Source organism: Flintibacter sp. (genome assembly GCF_046973065.1).
Genome location: NZ_JBKVXZ010000004.1, coordinates 16,487 through 26,745 on the forward strand (window position 1 = coordinate 16,487; position 10,259 = coordinate 26,745).

The window sequence follows — 10,259 nt, forward strand, 5'->3', positions numbered from 1 at the left end:
CAATTCATAGTATATCAAAAAACGGGTGGGAGTTCAACAGTGAGTGGACGGGGAAGGCCGACAAAAAGTGAGATCATTCTGCTGGGGCTGACGGCGGTGTTCCTGTGCGCCCTGGCGGGCCTGTCTCTTCGGGACCGGCAGGATCGCGTCCCGGGCGTAGTCATCGAGACAGAGGCGGAGGTCCCCCGGGAGGAGATCGCCCCGGACTTCCCGCCGGTGGATCTGAACACCGCCACGGCGGAGGAGCTGGACACGCTGCCCGGCATCGGGGAGAGCCTGGCCCGCCGGATCATCGCGTACCGGGAGGCCAACGGCCCCTTCGGGAGCATTGAGGAGATCATGGAGGTGAGCGGGATCGGAGAGGCGAAATTCGCCGAGCTGGAGGACCGCGTCACTGTGGACAACGGCAAAGGAGAGGTGACAAATGAGGATTCTGGTGGTTGATGACGAAAAGCTGCTGGTCAAAGGCGTGAAATTCAATCTGGAGAACGAGGGGTACGAGGTGGAGTGCGCCTATGACGGTGCCTCCGCCGTGGAGCTGGCCCGCAACGGCCGCTTCGATCTCATCATTCTGGATGTGATGATGCCGGAGCTGGACGGGCAGGAGGCCTGTATGCGGATCCGGGAGTTCTCCAATGTGCCCATCATCATGCTCACCGCCAAGAGCGAGGACGCGGACAAGCTGATGGGCTTTGAGTGCGGAGCGGATGACTACGTTACAAAGCCCTTCAACATTCTGGAGCTGAAGGCCCGGGTTCGGGCGCTGCTGCGGCGGGCCGCCGGCACGCAGCGGAACCGGGGCGCCGTCCTGACCGCGGGGGACTTGTCCCTGAACACGGAGGAGCGGGTGGCCATCCGGGATGGAAAGACCGTGGATCTGACCGCCAAGGAGTACGATCTGATCGAGCTGCTGATGCGCAATCCCCGGCGGGTGTACAGCCGGGAGAATCTGATGAACGTGGTGTGGGGCTATGCCTACGCCGGGGACTACCGGACGGTGGATGTCCACATCCGCCGCCTGCGGGAGAAGCTGGAGAAGAACCCGGCGGAGCCGGAGTATATTATGACCAAGTGGGGAGTTGGATACTATTTCAAAGGATAAGGGCAGGATCTGGGACAGCCTGCAGTTCAAGTTCGGCCTGAGCTATATCCTGATTATCGCGGGCGTGCTGCTGCTGCTGAACACCTATCCGCTGCGGGTATCGCAGGATCTGGTGTTCCGCTCCAAGGCAACCACGCTCCAGAGCAGCGTGTCCGTGATGGTCTACTCCCTGTCCGGTCTGGACCGGCTGACCGAGGAGAATGTGTCCCAGGCCATGGCGGTGGTGGAGGAGACGGGCCTCAGCCGCATCCTGGTGACGGACAGTGCGGGCAAGGTCCTCTACGATACCCGGGAGACCAACGACGCCCTGGGGGAGTACAGCTTCTACACAGAGATCGTCCAGGCCCTGCTGGGGAACGACGTGTTCTCCAGCAGCTACCGGGGCGGGGCCTTCCGCAGCCGGGCGGCCTCGCCGGTGCTGTACCAGAACCAGATCATCGGCGCCGTATACGCATACGAGTATGACACGGAGCAGGCCGCTCTGCTGGAGGGGCTGCAGGGCAATCTACTGCGGCTCTCCGCCGGCATCGCGGTGGTGGTGCTGTGTCTCAGCGGCCTGCTGTCCCGGGCGCTGACCCGGAAGATCGGCCAGCTGCTCACCGCCATCCGGGAGGTGCGGGAGGGCGCTTACAGCCACCGGGCGGAGGTGCCCGGACGCGACGAGATCGCCCAGCTGGCCCAGGAGTTCAACAGCTTGACGGACCGCCTCCAGACTACGGAGAACGCCCGCCGCCGCTTTGTGTCCGACGCCTCCCACGAGCTGAAAACGCCCCTGGCGGCCATCCGGCTGCTGACGGACTCCATCCTCCAGACGGAGAACATCGACCGGGAGACGGCCCGGGAATTTGTCACAGACATCGGGCAGGAGGCGGAGCGCCTCTCCCGTATCACAGAGGATCTGCTCCGCCTGACCCGGCTGGACAGCAACGTGCTGGAGCGGCCGGTGGTGGTGGACGCGCTGCCGGTGCTGGAGCAGGTGATGCGGATGATGAGCCTGGTGGCCCAGGAGAAGGGAACGGAACTGACCTATCGGGCGGAGGGGACCTGTACGATGCTGGCCACCCGGGATGAGATCCACCAGATTATCTATAATCTGACGGACAACGCCGTGAAGTACACGCCGCCGGGCAGCACGGTCCAGGTCTCCCTGTTTCGGGAGGGGGATCAGGTGGTGCTGACGGTGGAGGACAACGGCGCCGGCATCCCGGAAGAGGACCTGCCCCGGATCTTTGAGCGGTTCTATCGGGTGGACAAGGCACGGTCCCGCGCTGCCGGCGGCACGGGTCTGGGATTGGCCATCGTCAGGGACACGGTGGAAAAGCGGGGCGGCACTGTGGAGGCGGCCAACCGTCCTGGAGGCGGCGCAGTTTTCACCGTCCGCTGGCCCTGGCGGGAAGGAGGCGGCCAGACATGAAAAAGCGATGGATTGCCGTGCTGCTGTGCGCCGCCCTTCTGGCGGCCTTCGGCTGGGGACAGCCCCGCATTTCCGGCGAGGGCGAGACATACGACCTCTATTTCCTGGAGGCGGATCTGTCCGACGCCCCTGGCGGCGATGCCCTGCGGGCGGAGCCGCTGTACATCGAGTCGGGCGAGGTGCGGGACACCCGGGAGCTGGCGGAGTATCTGGTGACGGAGCTGCTGGCGGGACCGGAGGACGCCGCCCTCACCAGCGCCATTCCAGAGGAGACTACCCTGCTGTCCCTGGAGCTGGATGGTACCCGGGCCAAGGTGGACCTCTCCTCCCGCTACCGGTTGCTCTCCGGCGTGGCGCTGGCCTTGGCAGACTATGCCATCACCCTGACGCTGACCCAGCTGCCGGAGATCTCCGCTGTCAGCGTGACGGTCCGGGGCCAGCCGCTGGCCTACCGGGACCGGCAGCTCTTCACAGCCAGGGATGTCCTGTTTTCCAGCAACGAGGATGTGATCGACACGCTGAACGCCACCCTGTACTTTCTGGATGAGACCGGCGGCCTGACGCCGGTGGAGATGACACTGGACCTGTACGAGGGGGACACGCAGGCCGGGGCCGTGGTCAAGGCCCTGCTGGAGGGGACGGAGGAAAAGGACTGGCTCTCCGCCATTCCGGAGGGGTTCCAGGTGACTTCCGTCCGGCTGGAAGAGAGCACGTGCTATGTGGACCTGCCCACGGCGGCTCTGCCGGGTCTGCCGGAGGAGGCGGATCTGTCCCTGGCCCTCCGGGCACTGGCGGACTCCCTGCTGTCCCTGCGGGCAGTGGAAGAGGTGCGGTATCTGGTGGACGGTGAGTTCGCCTCCGCCTACGGCGGCGCCGCTGTGCTGGAGCCTTATCTCAGCGCAGCTTGACGGCGCGGGACGCCGCCCCATCAGGCGCCGAAGAACAGCCGCACCGCGAAGGCGGAGGCCAGAAACCCCGTCAGGTCCGCGGCCAGGGCTGCCGGGACCGTGTGCCGGGTGCGGATGATCCCGGCAGAGCCGAAGTACACGGCGATGGTGTAGAATGTGGTTTCCGTGCTGCCCAGCATCACGGCGGCCACCCGGCCGATGTAGCTGTCGGGGCCGTAGGTGGCGATGAGGTCCGAGCCGACTGCCAGGGCGCCGCTGCCGGATACGGGGCGCACCAGCATCAGCGGCGTGGTCTCCGGCGGAATGCCCAGAAACTCCAGCGCCGGGGCGCAGAGGCCCGTGAGCCACTCCAGGGCGCCGGAAGCCCGGAACATGGCCACGGCGGTCAGCAGTCCCACCAGAGCAGGCAGGACCTTCAGCAGGACCGTGAGCCCCTCTTCGGCCCCGTGGGTCAGGGCGCCGTAGACATCCACCCGCTTCCCCATGCCGTAGAGGGCCACCCCGGCCAGCAGTACGGGGATCACCAGAGAACTGAGATTCAACGCCGGCACCTCCCCACGGCGGCCAGGAATTTGGCCGTCAGAACGCCAACCACCACCGACAGGGCCGAGGCCAGCCACACCGCCGGCAGGATGTCGAAGGGAGACTGGGCTCCACTGGCGCTGCGGACGGAGGCGATGGTGGCGGGCAGCAGCTGGATGGAAGCGGTATTCAGCACCACCAGCAGGCACAGCTCGTCGCTGGCGGTGCCGCTGCAGCCACGGGCCATCCGCCGGGCCGCCTGGATCCCGAGGGGCGTGGCGGCGTTGCCCAGTCCCAGCAGATTGGCGGACACGTTGGCGGAGAGTGCCGCCAACGTTTTTTCATCCCGGCTGGCCTGGGGCATCAGTCGCCGCAGAATGGGCCGGAAGGCCCGGGCCAATCCGGCAGAGAGGCCGCAGACATTCATGATTTCCATGACGCCGCTCCACAGGCACAGAATGCCGGCCATGGAGACACTGAGCTCCACGGCGGAGGCGGCGCCGTCCATAGCCGCGTCGGCCACGGCGTCCAGATTCCCGGTGAACAGGCCGAAGACCAGGGACAGCACCACCATCCCGGTCCAGATCCAGGTCATTGCCATTGTCATTCCCCCCTGTGTTTGTGACGGATACCCAGTTGCCTCACAAAAAATATAGAGAGGACAACTGAGATTTCAAAAAAGCAAATTGGTAAATTCACTTTATTTTTGGAATCAAATTGACAAAATGCGACCGTCTGTGATATGTTCTTATAAATGGATAGTTAGGACATATTGCTGAAAAAGGAGATACATCGTGAAATCAACGGGAATTGTCAGAAAGGTGGATGAACTGGGACGGATCGTGCTCCCTATCGAGATGCGCCGGACACTGGATATCGGCGAGAAGGATGCATTGGAAATCTATGTGGAAGGCTCGTCCGTCATTCTGAAAAAATACAAGCCCAGCTGCGTTTTCTGCGACGCCACCAAAGACATCACGGTATTCAAGGGGAAGAATATCTGCCCCAAGTGCCTGAAAGAATTGAAAGAGCTGTGAGCGCCCTGTGCGCTGAAAACATGACGCCCATGCGGAGTTCTCCGCATGGGCGTCTTCTGCGCTGTATGTCCTGCGCGGGTCATGACCGCTCCAGGGCCGCGGCGTACAGCTCGTTTTTGGAAAGACCCGTGTGGGCCGATACCTCCCGGGCGGCATCTTTCAGCCGGATTCCCTGGGCCACCAGCCGCAGGACTTGCTCTGTCCCCTCCTCCAGCGTGACGGCGGCGGTCTCCCGGGGCGGGCTGCCCGCCACCACCAGCACGTATTCTCCCTTGGGGGTGTTTTCCTGGTAATAGGCCGCCGCTTCTCCCAGGGTGGTGCGCACAGTCTCCTCGTGGAGCTTCGTCAGCTCCCGGCACAGGGCCACCCGCCGGTCCGGACCGAAGGTCTCCCGCAGGTCCTCCAGCGTGGCGCGCAGCTTGTGGGGCGCCTCGTGGAAGATCATGGTCCGCTCCTCGTTTTTCAGAGAGTCCAGCCGTTCCCGGCGGCTTTTCTTGTTGACGGTGAGGAAGCCCTCAAAGGTGAACCGCCCCGTGGGCAGGCCGCTGACCGCCAGGGCATTCACTGCCGCGCAGCAACCGGGGATGGAGAGCACCTCCACCCCATTTTCGGCACACAGCCGCACCAGATCCTCTCCGGGATCGGAGATGGCCGGTGTACCGGCGTCCGTCACCAGAGCACAGGACTCCCCAGCCAGCAGCCGCTGCAGGATGGCCTGGCCCGCAGCGGCATGGTTGTGTTCGTGGTAGCTCACCAGGGGCTTTTTGATCTGAAAGTGATTCAACAGCTTCACAGAGACCCGGGTGTCCTCCGCGGCGATGAAGTCCACGGCTCCCAGCGTCTCCGCTGCCCGGGGAGAGAAGTCCCCCAGGTTGCCGATGGGCGTGGCCACCAGATACAGCGTACCGCTCATGCGTTCGTCTCCTTTGTTCGGAAATAGGCGTTGTCCAGCTCCGCCGTGGGGCGGCCGGTCCCGTCCTCCAGGCAGAGGGGGGCGGCGATGTCCAGCCCGGGCCGTCCGCCCCGGCGGGCCTCCAACAGCAGCAGGGAAGGGGCGTCCCCCGCCCGGCGGCAGACGAGGCGCAGCCGCTTGGGCTCCAGTCCCCGGGCCCGGAGGGCGCAGCACAGGTCCGCCAGCCGCTCCGGCTTGTGGACCAGGCAGAAGCTCCCGCCCCACCGCAGCAGCCAGGCTGCTGCCGTGCAGATATCCTCCAGGGTGCAGCCAGTCTCGGACCGGGCAGCCCGGAGGGCCTCAGTCTCCGGCAGCCTGCCGGACCCGGCGGGATAGTAGGGAGGATTGCACACCACCAAGTCAAAGCCACCGGCGGGCAGCAGGCCGCGGATCTTTCGTAGGTCTCCCCGGCGGAAGATCAGGCGGTCTGCCAGGCCGTTCCGGGCGGCGGCCTGCTCCGCCAAGCGGACGGCGTCCGGCAGCAGCTCCACACCGGTGACGGACAGTGCCCGCTGGCGCTGGAACAGCAGAAGGCCCAGCAGTCCGGTGCCGCTGCCCAGGTCGCACACCCGAAGCCCCGGCTTCAGCCGGGGAAAGCTGCCCAGCAGAAAGGAGTCGGTACTGGGCTGGAACAGGCCGTCATCGCAGACGAAGGAGAGTCCGCCGGGGCAGAGGAGTTCCCAGTGCTGCAAGTCGACCCCCCCATTGGATGATGTCTATATTCATATTATAATGGAAGATCATCATTCTTGCAATGGGGGGCACGGTTCAAAAGAAAAGGCCGCTTGGGCGCGCTCCGGTGCAGTGGCCCTCCGCGCGACGATCGGTGCAAGCGCCGATTTGGTCTGGCCTTTGGGCCTTTTGCGATTCCTGTAGTTGCTGCCCCGTGGCGGATCGTGCGGACGGCGCGGAGCGGTCACTGCATGTTCTCTCCTTCTCTTTTTGCTGCCGCTGGCCCGGTGGGTGATGGAAGTTTCTGCAGCAGGCCGATGCTCTCATCGCCCGCCGGTCCAGGCCCCTGCGGGTCGTGAGGGCCGAGACTTACAGCACGGCTCGGAGCCAGCCCAGGACCAGCAGGTGGAGGGGGTAGAACATATAAAAGAACCACTTGGAAAAACCGCCGCTGGTTCCGTGCCGGCCTGTGTAGCGGGAGAGGAGCAGCAGCGGCAGAAACGCCCCCACGTCCTCGATAGAGTAGGCGAAGAGCTCCCAATCGATCTGGAAGACATGGTCGTAAAACAGTCCGAAAAACGGGTGGGTCAGCAGGGAGAGCACCCCCATGTCCAGCATGACCACCATGCAGTAGGCAAACGCCTGGTGCTTCCAACTGCCATAATAATAGTCGAACACCAGGATAATCACCACGCCTGTGCAGCCCCAGTCCGCCGGGACAGACAGGATGAACAGGAGCAAAATCAGCAGGACCTTCCAGGCAGAGCAGAGGCGCGGGCTCCTGCGGATGCGGACCGCCAGAACGCCCAGAAAAATGGTATAGATGACATTGGGGCGCATCAGCTGGATGGCGGCCAGATCGCCGCCGAAGTGGAAGTACAGAAAGGGAAACCAGCTGACCAGCGCGAAAACAGCCAGGCGGAGCAGATACCGGTTGAGGTTTCTGGTGTGGTGACAGCCCTCCACGGCGGCAAAGAACATGGTGGGGCCGGTGATTTTTCCGATGGAATGCAGGAGAATCGCCAACAGGGTGCCGTCGGGGACAAAGGCGAAGGCGATATGGTCGATCACCATGGCCGCCACCGCCACGGCCTTCAGATGATTGAGGGAGAGCCCGCCCCGGGACCGCTCCAGGCATTCAGCGGACGGGGGAGGGCAGGCGGGCAGCCCCTGTGGCGTTTCTCCGGAAAGGCCGCGGCTTTCCTCCAGACAGTGGTCGATCATGCGGCTCCCTCCATGGCCCGCAGGGCCGTCACCAGAGCCGGTTCCCCGGCGGGGGAGAGAATGTCCGGCGTGGTGCCCGTTTCCTCACTGCTGGAGCCGTCACCGTTCAGGCCGAACATCATGGTGAACTGCACCAGGATGCCGCTGTTGGGCAGCTGCAGGAAGACTGGATCCAGAGCCCCGATGCCGTCGCCGCCGGTGGGACTGCCCACCAGGGTGGCGAAGCCTGTCTCCTGGCAGAACACGGCGAAGGACTCGCTGGCGGAGTAGACCGCCGGCCCCACCAGCACCCAGATGCGGCCGTGGAAAGGTGCCCGCTCTGCCGCTGGCTCCACAGAGAGGGTGCTCTCCACAAAGTGGGTGGCGGCCTGGATTCCGTCCCGCTCCAGCTTGGGCAGATCTGGCAGGTCCGCGATGGGGTGCAGCTCCTCCGGGGAGAACACCTCCTGGATATAGGGGCGGTTGTTGCCGCTCTCCGCCAGCAGGGCATAGTTGGTGCAGGAGAGGGGACGGTCCGTCAGGGGCGCCGCCAGCAGCTGCTGCCAGTAGACCTCGCTTCCGCCGGAGTTGTCCGTCAGGTCGATGATGAGATCCGTGCAGTCCGCCGCCTGGCGGTAGAAGTCCGTCAGGGCCGCCCGGTCTGTGGCGTAGCTGTCCTCATATTCCGCCGGGAAGCTGTCGATCTTCACATACCCCACGTCTCCGCCGGGCAGGAGCAGGGTGTTGAGGTTCGCGGCAGGCTCCTCCGAATCGGCTGAATTGACCGTGCCGTCCTCTTCGCCGTAGGCATCCAGCAGCGTCTGGAGTCTTTCATAGCCCCGGACGGTCACCGGGTCCGTCAGTACCTCCCGCCAGTGCTCCCGGTCCTGGATGCCGCCGTCCTCATAGGCCTCACAGTAGGCGCGGTACATATCCGGCTCCACGATCCAGAGGTGGCCGTATGTCCCCAGGCGGAACAGTGTGCTGTAAACAGCGGAATAGAATACCTCGTCGCTGTCGCTTTCCTGGATCATCTCCCGGTATGCCTGGAAGATGGCCGCCGACGGGTCCTCCGGGTTGTCCCGGTCTCGGACACCCATGCAGAGATAGCTGTCCCCCAGTGTCTGGACCAGGTAGTCGTAGTCCTCCAGCCGCTGTTCCTGGGTCAAGCCAAGCAAGTGGTCCATGGAGGGGACCTCAGATTCCGGCCCTCCCAGGGCACCGCATCCCGCCAGCAGACAGGGCAGCACCGCTGCTGCCAGCAGCTTCTTCCAAGCGTGTTTCATCGTGTGTCTCCTTTCAAATCGGCTGTCCCCAATATTACGGGAGTATAGGGCCTCTTTCTTCACTCCAGCGGGGAACACCGGCAGGATAACACCAATTTCTTACAACTCTATGGAGAAATCTCTTACAGATTTCTTACAGTTGCCGAAACGACAAAAAGGTCCGCGAGCTTTGGCTCGCGGACCTTTTATGTATCCTCGATTACTCCTCGGGGACGATGGCGCCGTTGGGGCAGGTGTCGCTGCAGGAACCGCAGTCCAGGCAAGCGGCAGCATCGATGACGTACTGGTCATCGCCCTGGCTGATAGCACCGGCGGGGCAAGCGTCCGCGCAGGAGCCACAGCTCACGCAGGCAGAAGTGATTTTGTAAGCCATGGGAAGCACCTCCATCAGAATTGTACCCCTATTGTAGCATACAAATTAAAAAAAGCAAGTACCAGCCGTTCAAATTCTATGGTTAAATTTTCGAAAAAATACGGGAAAGCGTCCAAAAATGACGTTTGTCAAGACTAACTGTTCATAAATTGTTTTCAAATAGGTCAAAGAAAGTCAAAATTCAGCTCTTGACATTTTGCTCGGGCGTGTTATACTAAACACAGAACAAAAGGTTAAAGAAAGTCAAAGTCAAAGAGACGAGGCGTTCTTTGGAAAGGGAGGAATCATCCGTGGGGATTTCCGATTTGATTGCCAGCTTCCTGCAGGAGAGTTTGGAGGAGACGGACGGTGGTGTGCTGGAGGTCCAGCGCAATGACCTGGCCCAGCGCTTCAATTGCGTACCCAGCCAGATCAACTACGTGATGTCCACCCGCTTTTCCCCGGAGCGGGGTTATATCGTGGAGAGCCGCCGGGGCGGCAATGGCTACATCCGGATCACCCGGGTCCGGGTGGACCGCCAGACGCTGCTGATGCAGGTCATCAACACCCTGGGCAGCCAGGTGGACCTGGCCTCCGCTCGGGCCATCCTGAACAATCTGGTCCAGGCCGGCGCCCTGGAGGAGAACGCAGGCCGGAGCATTCTGGCCGCCGTCGGCGACAAGGCCCTGGCCGCGGTCCCGCGGGAGAGCCGGGACACCGTCCGGGCGGACATCATGAAGCAGGTGCTGATCCTGCAGGTGTAGCCGGGACCCGGGCAGCGGGGAAAAATGTTTCAATAAGCACGCACAGT

13 protein-coding genes are annotated in these 10,259 nt (G+C 63.3%); 6 read left to right on the forward strand and 7 right to left on the reverse strand.

From position 1 onward, the window contains the following. Positions 1-39: 39 nt before the first annotated feature. From ACLTXB_RS02620 to ACLTXB_RS02635, 4 genes are read left to right on the forward strand one after another with little or no spacing between them, the layout of a single operon-like run. Entirely contained in the window at positions 40-444 is a 405-nt protein-coding gene (locus tag ACLTXB_RS02620; protein ID WP_021749177.1) for a ComEA family DNA-binding protein, read from the forward strand. Beyond that, entirely contained in the window at positions 425-1,102 is a 678-nt protein-coding gene (locus ACLTXB_RS02625; RefSeq protein WP_021749176.1) for a response regulator transcription factor, read from the forward strand. Before ACLTXB_RS02620 ends, ACLTXB_RS02625 begins: the two co-directional genes overlap by 20 nt. Then, entirely contained in the window at positions 1,080-2,516 is a 1,437-nt protein-coding gene (locus ACLTXB_RS02630; RefSeq protein ID WP_025545192.1) for a sensor histidine kinase, read from the forward strand. Before ACLTXB_RS02625 ends, ACLTXB_RS02630 begins: the two co-directional genes overlap by 23 nt. Beyond that, positions 2,513-3,424 (forward strand): GerMN domain-containing protein, encoded by a 912-nt coding sequence (locus tag ACLTXB_RS02635; protein ID WP_287966677.1) that lies wholly within the window; start codon positions 2,513-2,515, stop codon positions 3,422-3,424. Before ACLTXB_RS02630 ends, ACLTXB_RS02635 begins: the two co-directional genes overlap by 4 nt. A gap of 20 nt (positions 3,425-3,444) precedes the next feature. On the opposite strand, the gene ACLTXB_RS02640 is transcribed toward ACLTXB_RS02635, so the two are convergent. Beyond that, the gene (locus ACLTXB_RS02640; protein ID WP_036630223.1) at positions 3,445-3,966 is read right to left on the reverse strand and encodes a spore maturation protein; all 522 of its coding nucleotides are present in this window, start codon (positions 3,964-3,966) and stop codon (positions 3,445-3,447) included. Continuing rightward, positions 3,963-4,547, reverse strand: a complete 585-nt coding sequence (locus tag ACLTXB_RS02645; RefSeq protein WP_036630220.1) for a nucleoside recognition domain-containing protein — start codon at positions 4,545-4,547, stop codon at positions 3,963-3,965. The genes ACLTXB_RS02640 and ACLTXB_RS02645 overlap by 4 nt, the downstream gene beginning before the upstream one ends. 193 nt (positions 4,548-4,740) lie before the next feature. On the opposite strand from ACLTXB_RS02645, the gene ACLTXB_RS02650 reads away from it, so the two are divergent. Beyond that, positions 4,741-4,983, forward strand: coding sequence for an AbrB/MazE/SpoVT family DNA-binding domain-containing protein (locus tag ACLTXB_RS02650; RefSeq protein WP_021749170.1), 243 nt, complete (start codon positions 4,741-4,743; stop codon positions 4,981-4,983). A gap of 79 nt (positions 4,984-5,062) precedes the next feature. On the opposite strand, the gene rsmI is transcribed toward ACLTXB_RS02650, so the two are convergent. The 5 genes from rsmI to ACLTXB_RS02675 form a co-directional block, all read right to left on the reverse strand. Next, positions 5,063-5,896, reverse strand: coding sequence for a 16S rRNA (cytidine(1402)-2'-O)-methyltransferase (gene rsmI / locus ACLTXB_RS02655; protein ID WP_021749169.1), 834 nt, complete (start codon positions 5,894-5,896; stop codon positions 5,063-5,065). Further along, the gene (locus tag ACLTXB_RS02660) at positions 5,893-6,627 is read right to left on the reverse strand and encodes a tRNA1(Val) (adenine(37)-N6)-methyltransferase (protein WP_273482452.1); all 735 of its coding nucleotides are present in this window, start codon (positions 6,625-6,627) and stop codon (positions 5,893-5,895) included. Before ACLTXB_RS02660 ends, rsmI begins: the two co-directional genes overlap by 4 nt. 349 nt (positions 6,628-6,976) lie before the next feature. Beyond that, the gene (locus tag ACLTXB_RS02665; RefSeq protein ID WP_287553552.1) at positions 6,977-7,831 is read right to left on the reverse strand and encodes a TraX family protein; all 855 of its coding nucleotides are present in this window, start codon (positions 7,829-7,831) and stop codon (positions 6,977-6,979) included. Beyond that, entirely contained in the window at positions 7,828-9,096 is a 1,269-nt protein-coding gene (locus ACLTXB_RS02670; RefSeq protein WP_287966679.1) for a S41 family peptidase, read from the reverse strand. Before ACLTXB_RS02670 ends, ACLTXB_RS02665 begins: the two co-directional genes overlap by 4 nt. A gap of 199 nt (positions 9,097-9,295) precedes the next feature. Beyond that, positions 9,296-9,469, reverse strand: coding sequence for a DUF362 domain-containing protein (locus ACLTXB_RS02675; RefSeq protein ID WP_025544307.1), 174 nt, complete (start codon positions 9,467-9,469; stop codon positions 9,296-9,298). A gap of 290 nt (positions 9,470-9,759) precedes the next feature. Between ACLTXB_RS02675 and ACLTXB_RS02680 the strand changes: the two genes are divergently transcribed. Continuing rightward, positions 9,760-10,212: a CtsR family transcriptional regulator gene (locus ACLTXB_RS02680; protein WP_025544308.1), complete on the forward strand. Its 453-nt coding sequence runs from the start codon at positions 9,760-9,762 to the stop codon at positions 10,210-10,212. Positions 10,213-10,259: the final 47 nt, after the last annotated feature.

Excerpts from the sequence above, each read along its gene's own strand:
- ACLTXB_RS02625 (WP_021749176.1), top strand. The coding sequence starts at position 425 with ATGAGGATTCTGGTGGTTGATGACGAAAAGCTGCTGGTCAAAGGCGTG.
- ACLTXB_RS02635 (WP_287966677.1), top strand. The coding sequence starts at position 2,513 with ATGAAAAAGCGATGGATTGCCGTGCTGCTGTGCGCCGCCCTTCTGGCG.
- ACLTXB_RS02645 (WP_036630220.1), bottom strand. The coding sequence starts at position 4,547 with ATGGCAATGACCTGGATCTGGACCGGGATGGTGGTGCTGTCCCTGGTC.
- rsmI (WP_021749169.1), bottom strand. The coding sequence starts at position 5,896 with ATGAGCGGTACGCTGTATCTGGTGGCCACGCCCATCGGCAACCTGGGG.
- ACLTXB_RS02665 (WP_287553552.1), bottom strand. The coding sequence starts at position 7,831 with ATGATCGACCACTGTCTGGAGGAAAGCCGCGGCCTTTCCGGAGAAACG.
- ACLTXB_RS02670 (WP_287966679.1), bottom strand. The coding sequence starts at position 9,096 with ATGAAACACGCTTGGAAGAAGCTGCTGGCAGCAGCGGTGCTGCCCTGT.
- ACLTXB_RS02675 (WP_025544307.1), bottom strand. The coding sequence starts at position 9,469 with ATGGCTTACAAAATCACTTCTGCCTGCGTGAGCTGTGGCTCCTGCGCG.